The organism is Comamonas sp. 14P8.1.4 (genome assembly GCF_057799285.1).
The window spans coordinates 97,823-122,697 of record NZ_JBYOKN010000007.1 but is presented as its reverse complement, the minus strand read 5'-3'; the positions used below and the strand labels follow the sequence as shown (position 1 = coordinate 122,697).

The window sequence follows — 24,875 nt, the reverse complement described above, 5'->3', positions numbered from 1 at the left end:
CACGCAGTTGCACGAAGAACTCCATAGCCATCGAGGCTGCCCACAGTGCAGTGACCTTAAGCTACACCACTCAAGGCGTGCAGCAGCGCTATAGCGTTCATGTAACGCAAACACACTGCCACCTAGGAGGACTGCGCCACTGGTGGCTATGCCCACGATGCGACAAACGATGCGCCATTCTTTATGGTGGTGCTGTCTTTGTTTGCCGCAAGTGCGCAAGATTGCATTACCCCATCCAACACGCCAGCGAGTTTGACAAAGCCATCATTCATGCGGAGAAGATACGCCGCCGGTTAGGCTGGATGCCGGGGATTGCACATGGCGAGGGGCCAAAGCCAAAGGGGATGCATTGGAAAACTTATCGGCGTTTGAAGCACCATCATGCAGTTGCCGAGAACACTGTAGCTAATCTGACACTGAACCTTTGCCAACGCTATTACTAGCTCTCTTGAGACTTTCTGAGTGCTTGTAGAGAGCGCTTAACGCCTATCTTCGGGTTCATGGCTAACGCCTTTTCAAATGCCTCAATAGCCTCACTAACTCGCCCCATGTGCTGCAAAGCTTGCCCTCTGTATTTGTACGCAACCGCCCCATATGAGTTGTCATCGGCGGCCCCTGCAACAAGAGCTTTTTCTACAGTATCCAGCACTTGCAATGCTTTTTCCGAAGTCAACTCAGATTCATTCAGTAGTTCCGCACATTCATTGAGTAGCACTGCATAACTAGGGCTACCTCGCTTTGCTAACTTGAATTTTTCGGCATCAAGAAATTGCCCTTCAGCGTCGTAAAAAAAAGTCCCAAGCTCTTTCAAGACCACACCAAAAGTAGAGCCAGTTAAGTCAAACACATACCCATCAGCCCAACCCGTAGAAGGGTGCACGGAAAACAGTTGGGTATTGCTTGGAACATGAATCACACTCAGTTGCGACGCATCCTCCTTAACCTTGGAATTACATGTTTGGGATAGCACAAATGAAGCATCATCAGAGATTGCAGCGTTGTAGAAATTCGCTTGCACGCTCTTAGTAGCCAACAGCGCTCCATATTTCGAAAAAACATAGAGTTCACCAGTGACACTGCTACCCTTCGCTCTATCCAGCACAACAAAAATTCCGTTGTCTGCTACATAGCACTGCGCAGGCAAACAGCTACCTTGCATCACATACAGGGCGTTCTCGTGGAGATTGATGAGTACATATGACCCACTATGGTTCTTATGCGCATCCACTGACCCGCCATGCCATCCTATCAACCACTCTCCAGAGGGGGAGCATTCCGCCCGGCCCGTAAAACCAAGACTTTTTACGGAAGCAATACCTACGCGTCCTTGGCGAAAGGACACATCACCCTTAGGCAACAGGCTGGAATCTCTAGGCTTAAGAATTTTTGCTTTAGCTGCGCTGAAGATTTCAAAGATACCCATTGCTGCCCCTAAAAAGTCACAGTGAGGCACAAGTCTATCAGCGCCCCCCGATAACAACTTGAGCCAATAAACTCGCCAAATTTGGCTACACAGTGGCTACATGAGCACAAAAAACAAAAAGCCTGCTACGTAAAACATAGCAGGCTTTCTTTATGTGTATTGGTAGGGCGTGGCGGACTTGAACCGACGACCAAAGGATTATGAGTCCTCTGCTCTAACCAACTGAGCTAACGCCCCGGCCGCATTCTGCGGATTCATACGAACCCTGCAAAACCTGCTTATTGTAGCGGCTAGCGCTGGTGGCTCAACGCATTGCTGACCAACTTGGACGTTATGTCCACAATTTGAATCATCTTGTCATAGTGCATGCGCGTGGGGCCAATGACCCCCAAAGTTCCCACCACTTGACCATCCACTTCGTAGGGTGCGCTAACCACTGACAGCTCTTCAAAAGGTACAACCTGGCTCTCTCCACCAATGTAGATACGTACTCCATCGGCTTTGCTCGAGAAATCCAGCAACCGCAAAATCTGGGTTTTTTGCTCGAACAGGTCAAACGCACGACGCAAATTGCCCATGTCACTGGAGAAATCGCTGACGGACAGCAAATTGCGCTCGCCTGAAATGATCACCTGCTCTTGCAATTGCGGAGACATGGCCTCTGCACTCAAACTCACCGCCGCCTGCATCAGCTGTGCGACTTCGCCGCGCAACTGCTCCACTTCTTGCTGAATTCGTTCGCGCACCTGCTCAATATCGAGTCCTGCGTAATGCGCATTGAGGAAGTTGGCAGCCTCCACCAGTTGGGATGAAGACAGCTCCACATCCGTGAAGATCACGCGGTTTTGCACGTCACCCTGCGGCGAGACGATGATCACCAGCACACGGCGCTCAGAAAGCTTCACAAACTCCAAGTGTTTGAACACCGAGCTGCGGCGTGGCGCCATGACCACACCGACGAACTGCGACATATTCGACAACAGCTGCGCCGCATTGGCGATCACCTTTTGGGGCTGTTCCGCCGCCAATTCGGGGGCCACCAGGCCACTGTTTTGCACCGTCAGCATGGTGTCCACAAACAATCGATAGCCACGCGCTGTAGGGATGCGCCCCGCAGAAGTATGGGGACTGACAATCAGCCCCAGCTCCTCCAGGTCAGACATGACATTGCGAATGGTCGCAGGCGACAATTCCAGTCCAGAAGCGCGCGACAAAGTCCGCGACCCCACTGGCTGGCCGTCCGAGATATAGCGCTCGACCAGCGCTTTCAACAATAACTTGGCACGTTCATCGAGCATGCTTTGATTTTAATGATGTAATTTCCGGTATGACGTCCAAGTTTCGCCATGTAGCACTGGTGGGTAAATACCAATCTTCCACCACCTCCGGCCCTGCTACCGATCAGTCCCGCCAAGTCCTTCAAGATATTGCAGATTTTCTGCAACTGCAGGGCTGCGAAGTCGTGCTCGAGGCCGAGACCGCTGCGCACACCGGTTTGCACAGCCGCTTCCCCGCCATGGATGTGGATGGGCTCGGTCAACACTGCGACCTGGGGATTGTGGTGGGCGGTGACGGCACCATGCTGGGTATTGCGCGGCAACTGGCCAAATATGGCACTCCATTGATCGGCATTAACCAAGGCCGACTGGGTTTTGTGACCGATATTCCACTGGACGATTACCCACAAGCACTGCTGCCCATGCTGCAGGGCGAATATGAGCAAGAATCACGTCCCCTGATGCACGCCAGCGTCGTGCGCCAGGGCACTACCGTTTTTGAAGCGCTGGCCATGAACGATGTCGTGGTCAACCGCGGTAGCACCTCCGGAATGGTCGAGCTGCGCGTGGAAGTGGATGGCCGCTTTGTCTCCAACCAGCGGGCTGACGGCTTGATTGTGGCCACGCCCACAGGCTCCACGGCATACACCTTGTCCGTCGGCGGCCCCCTGATGCACCCCTCCATCCCCGCGTGGCTGATGGCGCCCATTGCGCCGCACACCCTATCCAACCGTCCCATCGTGCTATCAGATCAGGCAGAGGTCATGATGGAAGTGGTCAGTGGCCGCGATATCAGCGCCAACTTTGACATGCAGTCGCTCGCATCGCTGTTGCACGGCGATCGCATCTATGTGCGCCGCTCGGAGCACAGCGTTCGCTTTTTGCACCCCGTGGGCTGGAACTACTTCGCTACACTGCGCAAAAAGCTGGGCTGGAACGAAGGGGGCTATTGAGAAATGGCGCTCAAACGCATTGCCTTGCGCGACTTTGTCATCGTCCAGCAGCTGGACCTGGACTTGCACGCAGGCTTTACCGTGCTGACTGGCGAGACCGGTGCTGGCAAATCCATTCTGATTGATGCCCTGCAACTGGTGCTGGGCAGCCGTGCCGATGCCGGTGTGGTACGCGAAGGCGCATCGCAAGCCGATATCAGCGCCGAGTTTGATGCCCCTGCACACCTGCACAGCTGGCTGGAAGATGGCGGTTTTGCGCAGGAAGAGACCCTTCTGCTGCGCCGCGTGATCGACAGCCAGGGCCGCAGCCGCGCCTGGATCAACGGTGCGCCCGCCACCGCGACCCAGTTGCGCAGCCTGGGCGAAGCCCTGCTGGACATTCACGGCCAGCACGCTTGGCAAAGCCTGACGCGCGCAGAAGCTGTGCGGGAGTTGCTGGACGGTTACGCCAACGTCACCACCCAGGCCTTGCGCCAGCATTGGCTGGTGTGGCGCGCTGCCGCCAAAGACCTGGAACATGCCATCGCCGCGCAAGACAGCTTGCAGCGCGAGCGTGAGCGCCTGCAGTGGCAAATTGGCGAGCTGGAAAAGCTCAGCCCAGGTGCCGATGAGTGGGAAGAGCTGAACACTCAGCACACCCGCCACTCGCACGCCCAAGCCCTGCTTGAAACCGCCCAAGGCGCGCTGTTTCTGCTGGAAGACGATGAAGCAGGGATTAGCAGCCCCCTGGGCCGTGCGCAGGATCTGCTTCAAGACAAAGAGCACCTAGAGCCCGAATTTCAAGCGATTGCTGACGTTTTGGCTTCCAGCCTTGCGCAGATCAATGATGCCCAGCACTCGCTGCAAATCTATTTGCGCCGTACCGAACTGGATCCGGAAAAGCTGGCCGAGCTGGATGAGCGCCTGTCGCTGTGGATGCAGCTGGCCCGCCGCTACAAGCGCACGCCCGAAGAGCTGCCTGCCCTGCTGCAATCTTGGCGCGATGAACTGCGTGCCCTGGATGCCGTGGTCGACATTGACCGCTTGCGCCGCCACGAGCAGCACACCCAAGAGGCCTACCACGCTGCGGCGCGCACCCTCTCGCAGCAGCGCGCCAAAGCGGCGCCCAAGCTTTCGCGCGCCATCACCCAGGCCATGCAGGGCCTAGGCATGCAAGGCGGCAAGTTTGAAGTTCAGCTGGACAAGCTGAGCGAACCCAGCCCCCATGGCATGGACAGCGTGCAGTTTCTCGTCGCGGGCCACCCCGGCGCCACCCCCAAACCGATTGGCAAAGTGGCCTCTGGTGGTGAACTCTCACGCCTGTCGCTGGCGATTGCCGTCACCACCAGCGAGCTGGGCCATGCAGGCACTCTGATTTTTGACGAGGTGGACTCCGGCGTGGGCGGGGCTGTGGCCGAAACCGTCGGCAAACTGATGCGCGCCTTGGGCAAAGACCGCCAGGTGCTGGCTGTCACCCACCTGCCCAAAGTCGCTGCCTGTGCCGACCAGCACTACGTCGTCGCCAAAAAGCGCGACAAGACGGGCACCACCAGCACGGTGGCTCCAACCAACACACAGCAGCGCGAGCGTGAGATTGCCCGCATGCTGGGCGGTGAAAAAATCTCGGACACCACCATGGCCCATGCACGCGAGATGCTGCAAGCCGCCACGATGACTTGACCCCACCCAAAGGCCCTCGATGACAGATTTGGAAATTGTGCTGATCACAGGCATGTCCGGCTCCGGCAAATCCGTGGCCCTGCATGCACTGGAAGATGCCGGTTATTACTGCGTGGACAACTTGCCGCCTGAGCTGCTCGAAAATTTCGTGCGCCTGCAGCACGTGCACCACGGCAAGCGTGTGGCCATCGCCATCGACGCCCGCAGCGCCGCCAGTCTGCCCAACCTGCCCCGTGAGTTGGAGAAGCTGCAACGCCTGAAGGTCTCAGGCCTGCACCTGCATGTGGTGTTTCTGGATGCCTCCACCAGCACGCTGGTGCGGCGCTTTTCGGAAACCCGCCGCCGCCACCCCTTGTCGCAATCCGAAGGGATTGATGGCCGCCAGGATCTGGTGCAGATCATTGAACGCGAGCGCGAGTTGCTGGGTGATATCCGCGAATACGCGCATGTCATCGACACCAGCAACCTGCGTGGCGCCCAGCTGCAAAGCTACGTCAAAGCGCTGCTCAAGGCCCCGACCAACCAGATGACGCTGGTGTTCCAGTCCTTTGGTTTCAAACACGGTATTCCGGTGGATGCGGACTACGTGTTTGATGTGCGCATGCTGCCCAATCCCTACTACGACCTGGAACTGCGCCCCCTGACCGGCAAAGATGAGGCCGTCCAAAGCTTTTTGCGCCAGCAGCCCGATGTGGCCGCCATGCAGACGCACATTGCGCAGTTTCTGGACCACTGGCTGCCGGTGCTCAACGCCAACCACCGCAGCTATGTCACCGTGGCGATTGGCTGCACCGGCGGGCAGCACCGCTCGGTGTACCTGGTGGAACAGCTGGCCCAGCGCTACCAAGCGCAATGGTCCACCCTGCGCCGCCACCGTGAAATGGACAGTCGCGCCTTTGCCAACACAGCGCCGCACTAAAAACAAGAGCGCCTAGCGCTTGTCTACTTTAGCTTTCAAGCACAAAAGCACTTAAAAACACCGCTAATCAAGCGCTGACAGCTCCTATTTCTACAAAGACTCCAGCAGCTTGCGCACCGGCGCAGGCAAACCCAACTGCGGCCAGGCCTGTGCTGTCTGCCAACCACAGTCGGGCAGCGCCACCGCATCCATGGCCGGCTGGATACCGGCCACATCCACCACCACCGGGTGTAAAAACAAGTCGCGGTGCGTCAGCACATGCAGCTGCGCCGGCCAGTCCTGGCGCTCCAGCACCTGCATCGGCAATCCGGCCAGCCCGGCATTCAGCGCCTCGGCACTGGCATACACCGGTGGGCTGAACAGCCCCGCCCAGATGCCTGTATCACCGCCGCGCGATGGACGGCGCTGCAACCCCAGATTGCCCGCCGCATCGCGCAGCACCAACAGCCACCAAGCCTGCGTGCTGCGTTTGGTCTTGCGGGTTTTGACGGGGTAGCTCTGCGGATTGCCCTGCTGCGCAGCCCGGCACTTGGGCTGCAGCGGGCACACCAGACACGATGGATTGCGCGGCGGGCACACCGTGGCGCCCAAATCCATCAGGCCCTGTGTGTAGCGCGGCATGGCGCTGTGCAGGTCTTGCGTGGGCAGCAAACTCTCCGCCAATGCCCACAGCGCTTTCTCATTACGGCTGCTGGACAGATCCTCGCCATAGGCCAGCACCCGTGTCAGCACGCGTTTGACATTGGCATCCAAAATGGCGACACGCTCTGCAAAGCAAAAAGATGCAATCGCTGCAGCGGTCGAGCGCCCAATGCCGGGCAACGTGGCCAGCACTTCGGCGCTGCGCGGAAATGCCCCGCCATGCAGCGCCACCACAGCTTTGGCACATTGGTGCAGATTGCGCGCTCGACTGTAGTAGCCCAGACCGCTCCACAGCGCCATCACATCATCTTCCGGGGCGGCTGCCAGGCTGGCTACATCGGGGAATTGCTGCAAAAAACGGTCGTAGTAACCCAGGACCGTGCTGACCTGGGTTTGCTGCAACATGATTTCAGACAGCCACACACGATAAGGATCGCGGGTTTGCTGCCAAGGCAGGTGATTGCGACCGTGCTGGGCCTGCCACTGCACCACATCGGTGGCAATCAAGGAAATGGGAGAAGTCAAAAGGCGATCACAAGCTAAAGCATGAAATGCAACGCAGCTTCTACACCTCTTCGATCGAGCCCTCCAGCGCACCAGCCTCGATGACTGGGGGTTGCAGCAGCCGCTGCACCCACTGCGACAGCCGCTGCTCCAAGGCTGTGAGCTGCTGCTCTGCCGACTCGATTTCTGCGATGCGCTCCATCAAACCACTGGCGGCTTCGTTGATGCGGTCCACGGCTTCAATACGCCGTGCAAAGCTGCGTTTGCGCTCCTTCAATTGTGCATCGAGCTGCGAAGTGGCGCTTTTGCTCCACAAATCCAGGTCATTGGCGGCGGATTCAAACACTGCACGCAAACGCATGCCCAGTGCCTTGACCATGCGCTGCCCAAACAAGGGGTTGGCCAGCTTCAATGCATGCCCAAAACCCAGGTATTGCAGATAACTTTCTTCAATCTGCGCCAGCTCTCGGTCAAAGTCATGCAAATGCAAACCACTGGGTAGCTGCAACGAAAAACCGAACTCGGCATTCAAATCCTTGAACGTACCGCCCAGCATGGCCTGGATTTCAGCCGCCGCCACTTTGGCTTGTTCACCCAAGCCACGCAAACGCTCAAACGTCGAGGCATACACCTTGCGCACCCCGAGCTTCAGCCCCGAATGCTCCAGCGCGCCAGCCAGCTGCTCCAGCTCTTTGCGCAACGACGTAGCGCCCAGCAGCTGAAATGCCTGGTTCATCAATTTCAAGTGCACCGTGCGCACGGCCAGAATCTTGGCCGTACTGGCTTCAAACGTGCGCTGCTCTTGCTGGATACGCTGGCGCATGCTTTCAATGACCGTGGCATTCTTGCCGCGCAGGCTGCGCAGCTCCAGCATCTGCTCATCCAGATCCCGGCGGCGGATATGAATTGATCGCAACACCTGCGCCTGCAACTGCGTCACGCTTTCGCCAACCACGCTGCGCAAAATATTCTGACGGTGCGCCAAGATGCCTTGGGCCAACAAGTTCTCAAACAAAGGCAGGCCACTGTTTTTGAGCAACGTGGCATTGCTCTCAATCTTGGCCATCAGGCCTTTTTGGGCCGACAGCGGCACAATCCGGGCCGGATCAATTTCCAGAATCTGCGCACTTTGCGCACGTTGGCGGTTCAGCTGCGCCTGCACCTCCGTGCCTGAATCCAGACTGCCCCACAAGGTGTCAATCTTGTTGAGCACCACCAGGTGCGCATCCCCTGCGCGGTGGCAAGGCAGCAAATGTTCTTTCCAGATCGACAGATCGGACTTGGTCACACCCGCATCAGCGGCCAGCAAAAACACAACCGCATGGGCTTGCGCAATCAGGTTAACCGTCAGCTCAGGCTCTGTGCCCACGGCATTGAGGCCCGGGGTATCCACAATCACCAGGCCCTGCTTGAGCAAGGGGTGCGCCATATTGATCAGTGCATGGCGCCATTTGGGAATTTCCACCATGCCTTGCGCGTCACACACCGGATTGTCTGCCCCGGGCATATCGCTCCAGAAGCCCAATGTCTGTGCCTCTTGCACAGGCACTTTGCGCACCTGCGCCACATGCGCCATGGCATAGGCCAGCTGATCCGGGTCATTCACATCCAGGGGCAGTTGCACCCATGTAGAGGGACGGCTGCGCCACTCGGCCAGGCTATACGGTTGCGCGCGTGTTTCTACGGGCAACAGGCGCAGACAGGCTGGCAAGGCGGCGTCATAGGCCAGCTCGGTCGGGCACATCGTGGTACGACCAGGAGAGGCAGGCATGATGCGGCGGCCATAGTGCGCAAAGAAGACCGCATTGATCAATTCTGATTTGCCGCGCGAAAACTCAGCGACAAAGGCCACACAGACTTTGTCGCCGCGCAACAAATTTTCAAGGCGCTGCAGGTGGTCTTGCACTGCGGCATCCAGCAGATCCTGTGCTGCCAACCAGTCGCGGAAACCCGCCATCTGACCCGCGAAACCTTTGCGCCAATGGCCCAACTGGTCAAATTGCTCGCTAAATGAAGGACCCACGATCTCTCCCTCTTGCAGTGTTTATTGGCTGTTTGCCCTCGAATATACCCCCAGCCTTTTGCGAACTGTTCTAGGAAATCGTGGATTTAGCTAGGCTTTTTGACAAGAACCACAGAAGTAAGTACTTCGCTGCCCTTGGCGCAGCATGGCAATCGGCCTGCCGCAGTGCACGCAGGGCTGCCCCTCACGTCCATAGACTTTGGTTTGCAACTGAAAGTGACCAGCCATTCCATCTGCGCTGGAGAAATCACGCAACGTCGTACCCCCACTTGCCACGGCCAACGCCAGAATTTCACGGATGGCGTGAAACAGCCGGCGTGCTTTCACCGTGCTGATGCTGCAGGCCGCAGCTGTTGGTGCAATGCGGCTCGCAAACAACACCTCAGAGGCATAAATATTCCCCACGCCCACCACCAGCTTACCGCTGAGCAACAAGGGCTTGATGGGTGAACGGCTGGCTTGCAGCCCCGCGTGAAACTGCGCCCAGCTGAAGTGGGCATCATCCAGCGGCTCCATCCCCAATCCGTCAAGCAATTTGCGCGCAACAGGATCGTGCTCCCCCTGGGTCGCAATCACCGCACCAAAGCGACGCGGATCATGCAGGCGCAATGCGCCCCTGTCTGTCTGCATCTCAAAGTGGTCGTGCTTGCCCATCGGTGGTAGATCGTTCGCAAAGCGCAGGCTCCCGGACATCCCCAGATGCACCATCAGCATGCCCCGATCCAAGTCGATCAGCAAATACTTGCCACGCCGGCGCACCTGCTGCACTTGAGCTCCCACCAAATACTCCGGGGTACAACCGAGCGGCCAGCGCAATGGTTTACCCAGCGCAATGGCTAAAACTTGTGCACCTTCAATAGGCTTGGCAAAGCTTCGGCGGGTGACTTCAACCTCTGGAAGTTCTGGCATCTGATGGTTTCGCTCACAGCAAGGAAATGCTTGGATTATTATGGCTTGATGGTTTCCACACTCCGCAATTGGCGCTTGGCCCTGATTTCCGCATTTGCTCTCGGAGCACTGCCTGCATGGGCGCAAGAAGCCCCGCCCCCTCAGGCGCCCAAGGACGAGGCTACACAGCCCTCGGACGAAGCCGCAGCCCTGAGTGCGGAGCTGTTCTACGACCTATTGATCGGTGAGATGAGCGCCTCCCAGGGCGATGCCACCAACGCCATCGCCATGCTGATGGAAGCTGCTCGGCAAAGCCAGTCTCCACAGCTTTACCAGCGGGCTGCAGACATTGCGCTGCAATCGCGCTCCGGGCAGCAAGCATTCATTGTGGCCAGCGAATGGCAGAAAAATCTTCCCCAATCGCGCGAAGCCAACCGCTACCTGCTACAGGTTTTGCTGATGCTGAACCGGGTCTCAGAATCCCAAGAGCCTCTAAGTCGGGAAGTGGCATGGACCCATGCTGCCGCCAAGCCAGCGACATACCTTGCCATTGCCCAGCTTTACAGCCGTGTCACGGACAAGGCCTTGGCCGCGGCCGTGGTCGAGCAAGCATTGCAAACTGATCTGAAAAATGCTGACCTGGCACCCGCAGCTTGGGCCACGATTGGACATCTGCGCATTGCGGCCAACCAGAAAGACTTGGCATTGCAGGCCTTGGTACATGCCCATGACCAAGGGCCGCGCAGCGGCGCCACCGCCTTGCTGGCACTGGAACTGATGGAAGCCGGCGTGTCATCGGCGGAGTCCATGGCTCAAGCCTATATGCGCGCGGAGCCGGCACCGACCATTCAAATGGCCTATGCCCGCGTCTTGATGGGCCAGAACCGCTGGGATGAAGCCCAAAACCAGCTGACTGCACTGCTCAAAGCCAACCCCAATATGGCCGACGCTTGGATGGCACAAGCCAGCCTGCATGCGCAAAAAGGCAACTGGAAGAAAGCCCAGCAAGCGGTAGCGCGCGTTGAAAGCCTTGTGCAATCCCTGCCTGATGCCTCTGCACGTGACTTCGCGCTATCACAAGCCTATTTGCTCGGCGGGCGCATCTCGCTGCAGCAAAAAGACTATGTACAGGCACTGACGTGGCTGGAAAAAATACCGAATGCATCCGCGCTACTGAACGTACAAAGCCTCAAAGCCCTGGCGCTGGCCAAGCAAGGCAAGCTGGCCCAAGGCCGTGCATTGATTCGTGCCGTGCCCGCTGAAAGCGACGCAGAGGCGATGCAAAAACGCCAGGCAGAAGTCACACTGCTGCGGGAAAACGGCGCCCCACAAGAAGCCTACCTGCTGCAACTGACGCTGTACGAGCAGTTTCCCAACAATGCCGACATTGCCTATGAGACTGCACTCTTGGCTGAACGCGCGGGCAAGCTCGATGCCATGGAAAGCATTCTCCAAAATGTCATCGCTCAGCACCCGAACCACTACCACGCCGCGAATGCGCTGGGATATTCCTATGCCGATCGCGGCATCCGCCTGCCTGAAGCGAAGAGATTGATTGAAACAGCACTGCAGCACGCACCTGATGACCCGTTCATCACGGACAGCCTTGCCTGGGTTGAATTCCGCATGGGCAATACCAGCAAGGCGCTGGAGTTGCTCGAACAAGCATACGCACAACGCGATGACGTAGAAATTGCTGCCCATTTGGGCGAGGTGCTCTGGAGCGCGGGGCAACAAGACCGCGCACGCAGTATTTGGCGCCAAGCCCTTGATCGCGATGCCGACAATGAAACCCTGCGTGCGACCTTGACGCGGCTGCAGGTCAATCCTTGAAAGCGGTAGCACCCATGATGCGCTGGATGCCGACTGCCCGCCAATTCACAGCTTGCACGCTAACTGCTGCGGCGCTCGTACTCTCCGGTTGCAAGGCACCTCCCCTGCAATTGACTGCAGGGCAAGAGGGCCATAGCTGGAGCGGCCGCATGGGCCTGCAAATACACGACCCCATGGCGCAAGAACAGTCATTCAGTGCGTCATTTCACCTGCAGGGCACGCCAGAACAAGGGAGCCTGGACGTATTCAATCCCCTCGGGTCACAAATTGCCAAGCTGCAATGGCAGCCAGACACAGCGCTCCTGCAGCAAGGCGAGCAAATCACCCAATCCGATTCCCTGCAGGCGCTATTACACCAAAGCCTAGGGACGGCATTACCGGTGCAAGCCCTTTTCAGCTGGCTGCAAGGGCGCGCCACCAACGCAGACGGCTGGACAGTCGATTTGAGTCGCCATGCCGAAGGGCGCATTACTGCGCAACGCATGAGCCCACCGCCGCAAGCCACATTGCGGGTGGTATTGCAACCCACCGAGTAAAGCCCCTCGCCCGCTGCACCGCTTGCTGTATTCGTTTTCCCCATGCACTGCCTCTACGACGTACCCGCGCCCGCCAAACTCAACCTGTTTCTGCACATTACCGGACGCAGGGATGACGGCTACCACCTGCTGCAGTCGGTCTTCATGCTCATTGACTGGCAAGACCGGCTGCACTTTGAGCGCATTCAAAGCGCCGAAGTCTCCCGCCAAGACCTGAACCCCCTGGCGCCCGCATTGCCCACCAACGATTTGTGCGTACGCGCCGCCCAAGCGCTGCAAGCGGCGACGGGATGCACCCAAGGCGTGCGTATTGCGATTGACAAGCACATTCCTTCCCAGGCGGGCATGGGCGGTGGTTCTTCTGACGCGGCCTCCACGCTGATTGCACTCAATCGCCTGTGGAACCTGCAGCTCACCCGCACAGATTTGGAGCACATCGGCGTGCGCTTAGGCGCAGATGTTCCTTTTTTCATACGCGGCCAAAACGCTTGGGTTGAAGGTATTGGCGAGGCCATCACCCCACTGACCGCCGCCTCCGCGCTGCCTGCCCGTGATTTCTGGGTCGTCAAACCCGAAGCAGGCGTGAATACACAAAGCATATTCACCGCGCCGCAGCTGCAACGCAACACAAAGCATGCTACAATCGAAGACTTTGCTGCAGATCACTATGGCTTTGGCCACAACGACTTGCAGCCTGTCGCTGAAGCACTGTGTGCCGATGTGATGCGCGCCAAGAACTGGCTCAACTCACAAGGAATGCGTGCTACAATGACTGGCTCAGGAAGTGCAGTGTTTGCACAAGCCAGCAAAGCCATTGATTTACCAAGCGCTCCTAGCAAATGGCAAATCAAACTTTGCAAAAATCTGGAAAAACATCCTTTGTTCGATTGGATTCCAGAGTAACAAGCTACAGGTTGATTGTTATCGATGACAATTGACCAGTGTAGGGGAGTCGCCAAGTTGGTTAAGGCACCGGATTTTGATTCCGGCATGCGAGGGTTCGAGTCCTTCCTCCCCTGCCAAATATCTTTTGCGTTTAAGCAAACCCAATACTGGGAAGCTCATGCACTCCAACAATTCTGAATTCGTGGTTTTTACGGGCAACGCTAACCGCGTTATGGCCGAAGAAATCGCCAAGCACCTCGGCGCCACTCTGGGCGCTGCTGACGTTGGTCGTTTCTCTGACGGTGAAGTTACCGTAGAAATCAAGCAAAACGTACGTACACGCGACGTGTTCGTGGTACAGCCTACCTGCGCCCCCACCAACGACAACCTGATGGAGTTGCTGGTGATGGTGGATGCTTTGAAGCGTGCTTCCGCTCAAAGCATCTGCGCAGTGATCCCCTACTTTGGTTATGCCCGCCAAGACCGCCGTGTGCGTTCGACCCGTGTGGCAATTACCGCCAAGGTTGTGGCCAACATGTTGCAAGCCGCTGGCGTCAGCCGCGTGCTAACCATGGATCTGCACGCTGACCAAATCCAGGGTTTCTTCGACATTCCTGTCGACAACATCTACGCTTCGCCCGTTCTGCTGCGTGACCTGAACCAGAAGAAGTACGAAGACCTGATCGTCGTCTCTCCTGACGTGGGTGGTGTGGTGCGTGCACGTGCACTGGCCAAGCAACTGGGTTGCGATTTGGCCATCATCGACAAGCGTCGCCCCAAGGCCAATGTCTCGGAAGTGATGCACGTCATTGGCGACATTGATGGCCGTAACTGCGTGATCATGGACGACATGATCGACACCGCAGGCACCTTGGTGAAAGCTGCCGAAGTGCTCAAGCAACGCGGCGCGAAGAATGTGTATGCCTATTGCACACACCCCATCTTCTCCGGCCCTGCGATCCAGCGTATTTCCGAAGGCACTGCGCTGGACGAAGTGGTGGTGACCAACACCATTCCTTTGACACCCGCAGCCCAGGCATGCGGCAAGATTCGCCAGCTGTCCGTGGCCCCTCTGTTTGCAGAGACCATGCAGCGCATCTCCACCGGTGATTCGGTGAGCAGCCTGTTCCAGGACTAAGTTTTTTCCTTCGGGAAATACATCCAGCCTCCTTCGGGAGGCTTGTGTTTTCCGGAGTTTCACCCAAGGCATGCGCCTTGGATATCAACCGAGTGGGACTGGTCGCGGTCCACTCATTTTGGAGTTAGTTATGCAAATCGTCGCAACAACGCGCAATCTGCAAGGTACGGGTGCGAGCCGCCGCCTGCGTATTTCCGGCAACACCCCTGGTATCGTTTTTGGCGCTGGCCAAGATGCCCAAAAGATTGAAATCAATCACAACAACCTGTTCCACGCTCTGAAGAAGGAAGAATTCCACACTTCGATCCTGGACCTGGAAGTTGACGGCAAGTCCACCAAGGTTGTGCTGCGCGACGTGCAGTTCCACCCCTTCCGCCCTATGGTTCTGCACATTGACTTCCAACGTGTGGACGAGAACACCAAGGTGGAATCCAAGGTTGCTCTGCGTTACGAAAACATCGAGCAGTCGCCTGCTGTGGCCACTGAAAACGGCACCGTGACTCCTCTGATCACCGAAGTGTCCGTGCTGGCTATTCCTGCGAAGACTCCTGAGTTCATCGCTGTGGACCTGTCCAAGCTGTCGACCAAGGCTATCCCCGGTCTGCAAACTGTGAAGGCTCCTGCTGGCGTGAAGATCATCGCTCGTGGCGCAAACAAGAACCCCGTTCTGGTTTCCATCAAGTTGCCTGAAGCTGCTGTTGCCGCTCCTGTGGCTGCTGCTCCTACCGACAAGAAGAAGAAGAAGTAATTTTTCGCTTGCTGTCGCTACAGCCCCTCGGGGCTGTGAGCAAAACAAATGGCCCACCTCGCGTGGGCCATTTGTTTTGCTGGCTACACCCTTGTATCCAGCCCTGATTGGATAATCCTCGCATGATCAAACTGTTTGTGGGCCTTGGTAACCCAGGCCCGGAATATGAAGACACCCGCCATAACGCCGGTTTTTGGTGGATCGACGGATTGGCGCGTGAACTCAAGGTCACGTTGCAACCCGAACGCAGCTACTGGGGCTTGGCCGCACGCGCCAATGTGCAAGGGCAGCCTGTGTGGCTGCTGCAGCCACAGACCTTCATGAACCTGTCGGGCAAATCCGTCGGTGCGCTGGCACGCTTTTTTAAGATCAAGCCGGAAGAAGTACTGGTCGTACACGATGAGCTGGACTTCGAGCCCGGCCAGATCAAGCTTAAAAAAGGCGGAAGCCATGGCGGGCACAACGGTCTGCGCGATATTCATGCCCAGCTGGGCAGCCCTGAGTACTGGCGTCTGCGTGTGGGAATTGGCCACCCCGGGCAAAAAGGTGAAGTGTCAGGCTGGGTGCTTAAAAAGCCGCCCCAGGAACAGTGGAATGCCATCCACGAACAGCTGGATCGCAGCCTCAAAGCCTGGCCCTTGCTGGTAGCCGGTGACATGGACAAAGCCACCGTGCAAATCAACACCAACAAGCCACCACGCCCCAAGCCACCGCGGCAAGCGCCTGCACAGCCAGCGGCCCCCACAGCCTCTAAAGAATAAAAAAATAGCTGCTAGCGCTTATTCCATCAGCGTTAGCAGCGTATTTGATGGACAACGCCAAACTCAGTGCTTGGCGGCCTCCGCCTGCAAACGGGCAAATTTCTGCAGCAAGGTCTCCTGACTCTCGACAAAATCGGGGTTCACCGGGATGCATGACACCGGGCACACCTGCATGCACTGCGGCTCATCAAAGTGGCCCACGCACTCCGTGCACTTCAAGGGGTCAATCTCATAGATGACCTGCCCCATGTAAATAGCATCGTTGGGGCATTCAGGCTCGCACACATCGCAGTTGATGCATTCATCCGTGATCATCAGCGCCATAGCACGCCTCCTTGGCACAAGGCCGCACAGCAGGCTGGGGCACGGTCATAGGTGTTCAACACAGGGGACATGGACACAATTATCGTGCCCCAGCACCACCACCCTGGCATATGGCGCACACTTCCATGCTTTGCACTGTGGGATTTCCCGCTATGCTCGGAGCCCGCTACTCCACCAACCGCCTTGCTGCCATGCGTGTTTTCCTCCTCCAAAGACTGCTGACGCTGATCGCCACCCTGCTGGGCGCCTCCGTCGTAGTGTTTGCCGTACTGGAAATACTGCCAGGCAACGCAGCCCAGGTGCTGATGGGACCCGATGCGGACCCCGAAGCCGTGGCAGCCATGACCGAACAGCTAGGACTGAACCAGCCGGCATTGCAACGCTATCTGGATTGGATATGCGGTTTTTTCACCGGCAACCTTGGCAACAGCTATGCCTACGGCTCTCCGGTATGGGATTTGGTGCAAGAGCGCCTGGCGCTCACACTGCCCTTGGCCATACTGGCCATGCTCATCACCACGGTACTGGCTTTGCTGGCTGGCGTGTATGCCGCTTCGCGCCACAACAAGCTGGGCGATGCGGGCATCATGGGGCTGGCACAACTGGGCATCGCCATCCCCAACTTCTGGTTCTCCATCCTTTTGATCTTGCTGTTTTCCGTGAAGCTGCAATGGTTCTCTGCCGGCGGCTTCCCTGGCTGGAGTACAGAGATGGGCGGTGGCCTGTGGCCCGCTCTGCAAGCACTCTTGTTGCCCGCGATTGCCCTGGCCGTGGTGCAAGCGGCCATTTTGGCGCGCATCACACGCTCTGCGGTGCTGGAAGTCATGCGGGAAGACTTTGTCCGCACCGCCCGTGCCAAGGGGCTGAGTCAGCGTGCCGTACTCTGGGGCCATGTGCTGCGCAACGCCATGATTCCCGTCATCACCGTCATGGGCCTGCAATTTGCCAACTTGCTGGCAGGCACCATCGTGGTGGAAAACGTGTTTTACCTGCCCGGCCTGGGGCGCTTGATTTTTCAATCCATCGCCAATCGCGACCTGATCGTCGTGCGCAACTGCGTCATGCTGCTGGCGGCCATGGTCATCTTCGTCAATTTTGTGGTGGACCTGCTGTATGCCGCCATTGACCCCCGTGTGAAAGCCAGCGATCTATGAGCCAGCCCCGCACCTTGCTGCAGCGCGGGCTGCATCACCCCAGCTTTGTCATTGGCGCCCTGCTCACGCTGGCGATGCTTGCTTGCGCCCTGCTGTCTTTCATCTGGACCCCCTGGAGTCCTTACGCGATGAATATGGACGCCAAGCTGCTGCCCCCCAGCGCACAATTCTGGATGGGCACCGACGCTTTTGGCCGCGATGTGCTTTCACAAATCATGGTGGGCGCGCGCAGCTCCATTGCCGTAGGGTTGATTGCTGTCGGCGTGGGCGTGGGGTTTGGCGTCACGCTGGGGCTGCTGGCTGCCGCCTTCCGTGGCTGGGTGGAAGAAGTCATCATGCGAATGTCAGACTTCACATTCGCTTTCCCGGCCATCTTGTCAGCCATCATGATGACGGCTGTGTTTGGCCCCGGCATGGTCAACGCCATCATTGCCATCGGCATCTTCAACATCCCTACGTTTGCCCGCATCACACGTGCTTCTGCCAATGCCATCTGGTCACGCGAATACGTCTTGGCAGCACGCGCCTGTGGCAAAAACCGCTTCAGCATCACGCTGCAGCACATCCTGCCCAACATTCTGGGCGTGCTCACCGTGCAGGCCACCATCCAGTTTGCCCTGGCCATCCTGGCTGAAGCCGCTCTGTCCTACCTGGGCTTGGGCACGCAGCCGCCGCAACCCTCCTGGGGGCGCATGCTCAGTGATGCGCAGACATTGATGTTCCAGGCGCCATTGCTGGCCGTCTTCCCCGGCGTCGCGATTGCGCTGTCCGTGCTGGGTCTGAACCTGCTGGGCGACGGTCTGCGCGATGTCATGGACCCGCGCCTGAGCCACCAGCGCTGATACTGCAAGACCGCCATGCCCCTGCTTGAAGTCACCGGCCTCAACCTTTTTCTGCGCAACCGCCAGGGCGCTGCCCAGGCCTTGCGCCACCTCTCGTTCAAGCTCGAACGCGGGCATTCGCTGGGCATCATTGGTGAATCCGGTTGCGGCAAATCCCTCACCGCGCAAACATTGATGGGGCTGCAGCCCAGCCATGCCAGCACCACAGGCAGCATCCTGTGGGATGGCCAGGAACTGCTGGGCCAGCCAGAGCACGCATGGCAAGCCCTGCGCGGCAACCGCATGGCCATGGTGTTTCAAGAGCCCATGACCGCCCTCAACCCCGTACACAGCGTGGGCCGCCAAGTGGCCGAACCCATGGTACGCCACCGGGGCTTGACGCGCCAGCAAGCACTCCACGCCGCGATTGCTTTGCTCGAGCGCGTTGGCATTGCGAATGCCAGCACACGTGCCCATGACTATCCCCACCAGTTCTCCGGTGGTCAGCGCCAGCGCATCACCATCGCTATGGCGCTGGCCTGCGAGCCCGATCTGCTGATTGCCGATGAGCCCACCACCGCACTGGACGTGACGGTGCAGCAGCAAATTCTCGACTTGATCAACGACGTCGTGGCCGAGCGCAATATGGCGCTGATCCTCATCTCCCACGATCTGGGCGTCATCTCGCAGAACGTGGATGACATGCTGGTCATGTATGGCGGTCAAATCGTGGAAAGCGGCCCTACTGCAGCCATCTTCCGGCACATGGCTCACCCTTACACCCGCGGTCTGATGGCCGCCCGCCCCCGGCTGGATGCCCCACGCCAGCCCAGCGGCAAGCCTTTGGACCTGTTCACCATTCCCGGTGCCGTGCCAACACTGGCCGACTTGCCCCGTGGGTGCACGTTTGCTGGCCGCTGCGCATTCACACAGGAGCGCTGCTTTGAAGACAGGCCGCAGCGCGTAGGCATTCCCAGCTTTCAGCCGCACGAAGCCGAGTACAGCAGCCTTGGCGTGCACCAGGTGCGCTGCCTGCGCCCGGAGGCCATGCGCCCCGGCAACATGGAGGCCTGGAAATGACACCCGACAGCATTCGCGCCCCCCTGCTGCAAACCCAGGGGCTGAGCAAAACCTATCAGTTGCCCCGCCGCCAGCTGTGGCAACCGGCGCCCCAGCTGCAAGCGCTGCAAGACATTGATCTGACCGTCTACAGCGGCCGCAACGTGGGCATTGTGGGGGAGTCAGGCTCCGGAAAATCCACGCTCGCACGCCTGGCCATGGGGCTCGATACCCCCACCGCTGGCCATGTGCACTGGGAAGGGCAAGACCTGCAGACGCTCTCCAACCAAGCCTTGCGCAGCGCCCGCCGCAACTACCAGATGGTGTTCCAGGATCCTTACGGTTCGCTGGACCCTCGCATGACGATTGCCCGCATCGTGGCCGAGCCGCTGCAGGCACTGAGTCGCAGCAGCCGTACCGAACAGCGCGAGCAGGCAGCCGAAGCACTCGATCAGGTGGGCCTGCAGACCCATGACCTGGACAAATACCCGCACGAGTTCTCCGGCGGGCAACGTCAGCGTATTGCCATTGCGCGCGCGCTGATCACACGCCCCCAGCTCATCGTGGCCGACGAACCCGTGAGTGCGCTGGATGTCTCCATCCAGGCCCAGGTGCTCAATCTGCTGCTGGACTTGCAGCAGCGTTTTGGCATGACCTACTTGCTCATCAGCCATGACCTGGCTGTGGTCAATCACCTGTGCGATGAGGTGGTGGTCATGCAGCAAGGGCGCATTGTGGAGCGTGGCGCCCCCAAACAGCTGTTTACGCATGCGCGCCACCCCTATACCCAGAAGCTGCTGAACGCCGTGCCACAAATTGCACCTGGGCGTGCACGGGCACTGCGCAACCTGCGCAGCAAAGCAAATTCCAACTTGGTGTAAAAAGCGGTCTGCGCACGCAGATTGCGCACTGCAACAAAGGCTTGGGCCTGCGTTGTCTACCCCATTCCACCGAGACATACTGGAGACGCCCCATCATGATCCATCGCCGCAGCTTGCTTGCGTCCGGCGCCCTGGCCGGACTGACCGCGCTGGTGCCACTGCACACCTTGGCGCAGCAGGTGAAAAAAAATACGGTGACACTGGCCTTGACGCTGGAGCCTCCGGTGCTGGATCCCACGGCCAGTGCCTCGTCGTCGATTGCGGAAATCACGCAATACAACATTTTTGAGACGCTCACCAAGATCAACCCGGACGGCAGCGTCTCTCCGCTGCTGGCCGAGAGCTGGGAAGTCTCCAAAGACCTCAAGACCTACACCTTCCGTCTGCGCAAAGGTGTGAAGTTCCAAAATGGCGAACCGCTCACCGCAGAAACGGTGAAGTTTGCCTTTGAGCGCGCAGGCAGCGAAAAAAGCACCAACAAAGACAAGCGCACCTTCGCCAACCTGAAGGTACAGGTGCTGGATGCCTCAACGGTGGAGCTGGTCACCGAAGAGATCGACCCCGACTTCCTGTTCGTGCTGGGCCAGGGCACCTCTATCATCGTGGAGCCCAAAAGCGCCCCCACCAACGCGACACAACCCGTGGGCACCGGCCCTTACAAGTTGGCGCAATGGCAAAAAGGGGCCTCCATCACCCTGGCAGCCTGGCCCGACTTCCGCGATGCCAGCAAGATCCGCATTCAGCGCGCTACCTTCCGCTTTATTCCAGACGCAGCCGCCCAGGTGGCGGCCCTGCTGGCCGGCGATGTGGATGCCTTCCCCCGCGCCACACCGCGCAGCGTGCCGCAGTTTGAGAAGAACCCACGCTTTCAAGTGACGGTCAGCGGCTCGCGTGCAAAAACGATCCTGGCCATCAACAACGGCAAAAAGCCACTCAACGATGTGCGCGTACGCAAAGCGATTGCCGCCGCCATTGACCGCAAGGCCATCATCGAAGGGGCTGCCGAAGGCTATGGCGTGCCCATTGGCAGCCACTACGTGCCTGGCGCGTTTGGCTATGTCGACACCACGGGCATCAACCCGCACAACATCGACAAAGCCAAGGCCCTGCTGGCCGAAGCCGGGGTCAAACTGCCCCTGAAGCTGACCATGACCCTGCCCCCCGCACCGTATGCGCGCCAGGGCGGTGAAATCATTGCGGCCCAGCTCGCGCAGGTCGGTATCGAGGTCAAGCTGCAGAACGTGGAGTGGGCGCAATGGCTGTCCGGCACCTACGGGCAAAAGCAGTACGACCTGACCATGATCAGCCACGTTGAACCGTTTGACCTGGGCAACTTTGCCAAGCCGGATTACTACTGGGCTTACGACTCTGCAGCATTCCGCGAGCTGTTCGAGAAAATCAAGAACACCCCCAAGCCCACAGACCGTGCGCGCCTGCTAGGTGAAGCGCAGCGCCTGTTGGCCAATGATGCCGTGCACGGCTTCCTATATCAGCCGCAATGGGTGACGATTGCCAACAAGAACCTGCGCGGTCTGTGGAAAGACATGCCCGTGTTTGTGAATGACCTGTCCGCCATGTATTGGTCGGACAAGAGCTAAGCAATCACAAAAAAATAGCGCCTAGCACTCATAAACAAAGGGGTTCAGATGCAAAACCATCTGAACCCTTTTTTGCATCTGCGCTAGCCGCTCTTATTTTTGCAAGCTGACCAAGCGCACCGCCAGCCCCAGAAACACCACGCCCGCCAGCCGGTTCAGCCACCACTGCGCACGCGCAGAGCGCTGCAAGATGCCGCCAAACACGCCAGAGAAGCAGGCAATGGCGCCAAACACCATGAAAGTGGCCAGCACAAACACCAGGCCAAAGCACACGATCTGCAGCGCCACGCTGCCGCGCTCCGGATCGGCAAACTGCGGCAAAAAGGCCAGAAAGAAAATCAGCACCTTGGGGTTGGTGATGTTCATCACCACGCCACGCCCCACCATGCGCAGTGCTTCGCGCCACGCCAGCGGTTGCACCATGGCATGGCCCTGTGGCGTGTCATCGGTGCTGGCAGGTGCACGCAGTGCACCCCAGGCCAACCACGCCAGATAGGCCGCACCGGCCCATTTCAGCAGTACAAACGCCGTGCTGGATGCCGCAAACAAGGCCGCCAGCCCCAGGGCCACCGCCGTGGTGTGCACCACAATGCCCAGGCACAGCCCCAGCACCACGCACATGCCCACGCGCCAGCCACGCTGGATGGATTGCACCAGTACAAACAAGTTATCTGGGCCAGGGCTCAGTGCCAGCAGCACTGCCACCCCCAAAAAGGCCACCAAAGCATTCCATGCAGGCATTGTGTCAACCGCTTTTCCATGCAAACCACGAAGCTGCCATTGTGCGTGCGCTGCGGCGCGAACACCAAGCACGCCGATGACAGCACCTCAGGCCCACAGCATCAGCAGTTGGCATCGTTCTTGGAAAAGCTGCAAAGATTTTTTCAACGCCCAGGCGCCCGCGTCGCAGGCGTCTGCGGCTGGCACTGCGCATTGTGAAAAGGCCCTTGCAGCTTGCGCCAGCCCTGGGCCGGCATGGCCTGTGCGCACACGCGCTGCCCATCGTGCCGACTCTCCCACCAGAACCACGGCGCGGGTTTGGCCCAGGCAGGCACAGCCAGCATCACGCAGGCCACCGCAATGCCGGCGCACCACGCCGTTTTGTACATTGGCATGCGCACCATCTCAGCCCAACCCCAAAGCTGTCACCCCCAGCGCGATCAGGATGGCACCGCCAATACGCACCATACGATCGCCCTCCCGCAGCAGGTGGCCGCCAATCAGCGCCGCAAACAGCATGGACACCTCGCGCGCAGGCGCGACGTGGGAAATGGGGGCGCTTTGCATGGCAAACAGCACCAGCACATAGGCGATGGGGCTGACCACCGCCACCAGCAAGGCCCAGCGCCACTGCAGCAACCACAGGGATTTGGCCTGCGCCACATTGCACAGGACCACCGGTGCCAGCAACACCACACGCAGGCAACTGCCCAGGTAATCAATCAGGATGGGCGAGAGCAGCAGCACCTTCACACCATAGCCATCCACCACGGTATAGCCGGCGATGAAAATACCCGTCACCACCCCGTAGAACAGCCCGTGGTACAGGCGCTGCTGCGCCGCTGCATCTGTGCGCTGGCGAAACAGGCTGGGGCCACCCGCAATGAAAAAGACGCCCAGCACCACCCCGGCGACACCCAACAGGCCCAGCTGCGAAATCTCTTCGCCCAGCACCACAATCGCGAACAGTGAACTCATCAACGGCCCGCTGCCACGCGCCAGTGGGTACACCACCGTCAAATCCGCCTTGCGATAGCCGCGCAGCAAGATCACGTAGTAAAACAGGTGCAGCAAGCCACTGAGTGCCACCAATGCCCATGCCTGCCAACCCCAATGCGGCACCACATCGTGCCCTACCCACCACGCCAGTGGCGCCCACACGATGATGAGCAGCAACGAGGTGAAGAAGGCAAAGCGCGAATCACCCCCGGCCTTTTTGGCGGCGATGTTCCAGCCAGCGTGAATCAGACCCGCCAATAAAATCAGTGCGAAGGCTTGCAAGGACATGAGAGAGACTCAGAAACGAAAAAGGCTGCGCACTGCGCAGCCTGAAAGCTTGGGCGAACAACTTTAATCGACCTTGCGCCCGGGAATCAATGCCAGAAACTCACGGCGCAAGGTGGGGTCCTTCAGGAACGCGCCGCGCATGACCGAGTTCAGCATCTTGCTGTCTTTCTCGCGCACACCGCGCCAGGACATGCAAAAGTGCGAGCACTCCATGACCACTGCCAGGCCGTCTGGGCGTGTTTTTTCCATGATCAAATCGGCCAGCTGAATGATGCCCTCTTCCTGGATCTGCGGGCGGCCCAGCACCCAGTCCACCAGCCGTGCATATTTGGACAGGCCAATCACATTGGTGTTCTTGTTGGGCATCACGCCAATCCAGACCTTGCCCATTACCGGGCACAGGTGGTGGCTGCAGGCGCTGCGCACCGTGATCGGGCCGACGATCATCAACTCGTTGAGGTGCTTGCCGTTGGGGAACTCCGTGATCTTGGGCGCTGTGTGGTAGCGGCCGGCGAACACTTCCTTGAGGTACATCTTGGCCACACGGCGCGCCGTGGCCTGGCTGTTGTGATCATTGACGGTGTCAATCACCATGCTGTCCAGCACACCCTGCATCTTCGCCTCGACCTCGTCGAGCAATAGCTCCAGCTCACCGGGTTCGATGAAGTCTGCAATATTGTCGTTGGCGTGAAAGCTCTGCCCGGCTGCCTGAACGCGTTCGCGAATCTTGACAGAAACGGGGGTGCCTTGCGGGTCAACGCCTGCGGGCTGTTTGTCGGATGCAGCAACCAAATCTTGAAACATGGGCGGATGGTAACAGTGAATCAGCGGGCCGACAGACC

General features: G+C 58.7%; 24 protein-coding genes, 2 tRNA genes and 1 pseudogene. 16 read left to right on the top strand and 11 right to left on the bottom strand.

Features of this window, described 5'->3' with window-relative positions:
* A pseudogene (locus AC27VO_RS12330) lies at positions 1-443 on the top strand (hypothetical protein); the annotation flags it as partial.
* On the opposite strand, the gene AC27VO_RS12325 reads toward AC27VO_RS12330, so the two are convergent.
* The 3 genes from AC27VO_RS12325 to hrcA form a co-directional block, all read right to left on the bottom strand.
* Complete coding sequence (locus tag AC27VO_RS12325) at positions 440-1,423, bottom strand: tetratricopeptide repeat protein (protein WP_488667009.1); 984 nt, start codon at positions 1,421-1,423, stop codon at positions 440-442. The pseudogene AC27VO_RS12330 and the gene AC27VO_RS12325 overlap by 4 nt on opposite strands.
* A 160-nt stretch (positions 1,424-1,583) precedes the next feature.
* Positions 1,584-1,660: transfer RNA gene (locus AC27VO_RS12320), tRNA-Ile, on the bottom strand.
* 53 nt (positions 1,661-1,713) lie between these two features.
* Positions 1,714-2,721 carry a heat-inducible transcriptional repressor HrcA gene (gene hrcA, locus AC27VO_RS12315; RefSeq protein ID WP_488667008.1) on the bottom strand — a complete coding sequence of 336 codons (1,008 nt, stop codon included), beginning with the start codon at positions 2,719-2,721 and terminating at the stop codon, positions 1,714-1,716.
* Positions 2,722-2,750: 29 nt separating this feature from the next.
* On the opposite strand from hrcA, the gene AC27VO_RS12310 reads away from it, so the two are divergent.
* Genes AC27VO_RS12310 through rapZ form a run of 3 tightly spaced genes read left to right on the top strand, consistent with a single transcriptional unit; the run spans position 2,751 to position 6,231 of the window.
* Positions 2,751-3,653, top strand: a complete 903-nt coding sequence (locus tag AC27VO_RS12310) for an NAD kinase (RefSeq protein WP_488667007.1) — start codon at positions 2,751-2,753, stop codon at positions 3,651-3,653.
* Positions 3,654-3,656: 3 nt separating this feature from the next.
* Complete coding sequence (gene recN / locus AC27VO_RS12305) at positions 3,657-5,312, top strand: DNA repair protein RecN (protein ID WP_488667006.1); 1,656 nt, start codon at positions 3,657-3,659, stop codon at positions 5,310-5,312.
* A 19-nt stretch (positions 5,313-5,331) separates the two neighbouring features.
* On the top strand, positions 5,332-6,231 hold the full coding sequence (gene rapZ / locus AC27VO_RS12300) for an RNase adapter RapZ (protein ID WP_488667005.1): 900 nt from the start codon (positions 5,332-5,334) through the stop codon (positions 6,229-6,231).
* A 90-nt stretch (positions 6,232-6,321) separates the two neighbouring features.
* Here rapZ and mutY read toward each other — a convergent pair whose 3' ends face one another.
* The 3 genes from mutY to mutM all read right to left on the bottom strand — a co-directional run bounded on the left by mutY (position 6,322) and on the right by mutM (position 10,309).
* Positions 6,322-7,398 (bottom strand): A/G-specific adenine glycosylase, encoded by a 1,077-nt coding sequence (gene mutY, locus AC27VO_RS12295; RefSeq protein WP_488667004.1) that lies wholly within the window; start codon positions 7,396-7,398, stop codon positions 6,322-6,324.
* A 40-nt stretch (positions 7,399-7,438) separates the two neighbouring features.
* Positions 7,439-9,400: a dynamin family protein gene (locus tag AC27VO_RS12290; RefSeq protein ID WP_488667003.1), complete on the bottom strand. Its 1,962-nt coding sequence runs from the start codon at positions 9,398-9,400 to the stop codon at positions 7,439-7,441.
* A gap of 90 nt (positions 9,401-9,490) precedes the next feature.
* On the bottom strand, positions 9,491-10,309 hold the full coding sequence (gene mutM, locus AC27VO_RS12285; protein WP_488667002.1) for a bifunctional DNA-formamidopyrimidine glycosylase/DNA-(apurinic or apyrimidinic site) lyase: 819 nt from the start codon (positions 10,307-10,309) through the stop codon (positions 9,491-9,493).
* Between the two features lie 48 nt (positions 10,310-10,357).
* Here mutM and AC27VO_RS12280 point away from each other — a divergent pair, with 48 nt between their 5' ends.
* The 7 genes from AC27VO_RS12280 (at position 10,358) to pth (ending at position 16,189) form a co-directional block, all read left to right on the top strand.
* Entirely contained in the window at positions 10,358-12,121 is a 1,764-nt protein-coding gene (locus tag AC27VO_RS12280) for a tetratricopeptide repeat protein (protein ID WP_488667001.1), read from the top strand.
* 149 nt (positions 12,122-12,270) lie between these two features.
* Positions 12,271-12,657, top strand: a complete 387-nt coding sequence (locus AC27VO_RS12275) for a lipoprotein insertase outer membrane protein LolB (RefSeq protein WP_488667000.1) — start codon at positions 12,271-12,273, stop codon at positions 12,655-12,657.
* A 42-nt stretch (positions 12,658-12,699) separates the two neighbouring features.
* Positions 12,700-13,560, top strand: coding sequence for a 4-(cytidine 5'-diphospho)-2-C-methyl-D-erythritol kinase (gene ispE / locus AC27VO_RS12270; protein WP_488666999.1), 861 nt, complete (start codon positions 12,700-12,702; stop codon positions 13,558-13,560).
* Positions 13,561-13,602: 42 nt separating this feature from the next.
* Positions 13,603-13,679, top strand: a tRNA-Gln gene (locus AC27VO_RS12265).
* Positions 13,680-13,720: 41 nt separating this feature from the next.
* Positions 13,721-14,680 (top strand): ribose-phosphate pyrophosphokinase, encoded by a 960-nt coding sequence (locus AC27VO_RS12260; protein WP_488666998.1) that lies wholly within the window; start codon positions 13,721-13,723, stop codon positions 14,678-14,680.
* 130 nt (positions 14,681-14,810) lie between these two features.
* Entirely contained in the window at positions 14,811-15,428 is a 618-nt protein-coding gene (locus tag AC27VO_RS12255) for a 50S ribosomal protein L25/general stress protein Ctc (protein ID WP_488666997.1), read from the top strand.
* Positions 15,429-15,550: 122 nt separating this feature from the next.
* Entirely contained in the window at positions 15,551-16,189 is a 639-nt protein-coding gene (gene pth / locus AC27VO_RS12250; RefSeq protein WP_488666996.1) for an aminoacyl-tRNA hydrolase, read from the top strand.
* Positions 16,190-16,252: 63 nt separating this feature from the next.
* Here the strand turns inward: pth and AC27VO_RS12245 are convergent, their stop codons facing one another.
* The gene (locus AC27VO_RS12245) at positions 16,253-16,513 is read right to left on the bottom strand and encodes a YfhL family 4Fe-4S dicluster ferredoxin (RefSeq protein ID WP_488666995.1); all 261 of its coding nucleotides are present in this window, start codon (positions 16,511-16,513) and stop codon (positions 16,253-16,255) included.
* Between the two features lie 191 nt (positions 16,514-16,704).
* Between AC27VO_RS12245 and AC27VO_RS12240 the strand changes: the two genes are divergently transcribed.
* The 5 genes from AC27VO_RS12240 (at position 16,705) to AC27VO_RS12220 (ending at position 22,026) form a co-directional block, all read left to right on the top strand.
* A complete protein-coding gene (locus tag AC27VO_RS12240) occupies positions 16,705-17,667 on the top strand; it encodes an ABC transporter permease (RefSeq protein ID WP_488666994.1) in 963 nt (320 codons plus the stop codon).
* Positions 17,664-18,509, top strand: coding sequence for an ABC transporter permease (locus AC27VO_RS12235; protein ID WP_488666993.1), 846 nt, complete (start codon positions 17,664-17,666; stop codon positions 18,507-18,509). The genes AC27VO_RS12240 and AC27VO_RS12235 overlap by 4 nt, the downstream gene beginning before the upstream one ends.
* Before the next feature lie 15 nt (positions 18,510-18,524).
* Entirely contained in the window at positions 18,525-19,568 is a 1,044-nt protein-coding gene (locus AC27VO_RS12230; protein ID WP_488666992.1) for an ABC transporter ATP-binding protein, read from the top strand.
* Complete coding sequence (locus AC27VO_RS12225) at positions 19,565-20,428, top strand: ATP-binding cassette domain-containing protein (protein WP_488666991.1); 864 nt, start codon at positions 19,565-19,567, stop codon at positions 20,426-20,428. The genes AC27VO_RS12230 and AC27VO_RS12225 overlap by 4 nt, the downstream gene beginning before the upstream one ends.
* 95 nt (positions 20,429-20,523) lie before the next feature.
* Entirely contained in the window at positions 20,524-22,026 is a 1,503-nt protein-coding gene (locus tag AC27VO_RS12220) for an ABC transporter substrate-binding protein (RefSeq protein ID WP_488666990.1), read from the top strand.
* Between the two features lie 93 nt (positions 22,027-22,119).
* Here AC27VO_RS12220 and AC27VO_RS12215 read toward each other — a convergent pair whose 3' ends face one another.
* The 4 genes from AC27VO_RS12215 to folE all read right to left on the bottom strand — a co-directional run bounded on the left by AC27VO_RS12215 (position 22,120) and on the right by folE (position 24,837).
* Complete coding sequence (locus AC27VO_RS12215; protein WP_488666989.1) at positions 22,120-22,767, bottom strand: LysE family translocator; 648 nt, start codon at positions 22,765-22,767, stop codon at positions 22,120-22,122.
* Between the two features lie 143 nt (positions 22,768-22,910).
* Positions 22,911-23,141 carry a hypothetical protein gene (locus AC27VO_RS12210; RefSeq protein ID WP_488666988.1) on the bottom strand — a complete coding sequence of 77 codons (231 nt, stop codon included), beginning with the start codon at positions 23,139-23,141 and terminating at the stop codon, positions 22,911-22,913.
* Positions 23,142-23,151: 10 nt separating this feature from the next.
* A complete protein-coding gene (locus AC27VO_RS12205; protein ID WP_488666987.1) occupies positions 23,152-24,033 on the bottom strand; it encodes an EamA family transporter in 882 nt (293 codons plus the stop codon).
* Positions 24,034-24,096: 63 nt separating this feature from the next.
* On the bottom strand, positions 24,097-24,837 hold the full coding sequence (gene folE / locus AC27VO_RS12200) for a GTP cyclohydrolase I (RefSeq protein ID WP_488666986.1): 741 nt from the start codon (positions 24,835-24,837) through the stop codon (positions 24,097-24,099).
* Between the last annotated feature and the right edge of the window lie 38 nt (positions 24,838-24,875).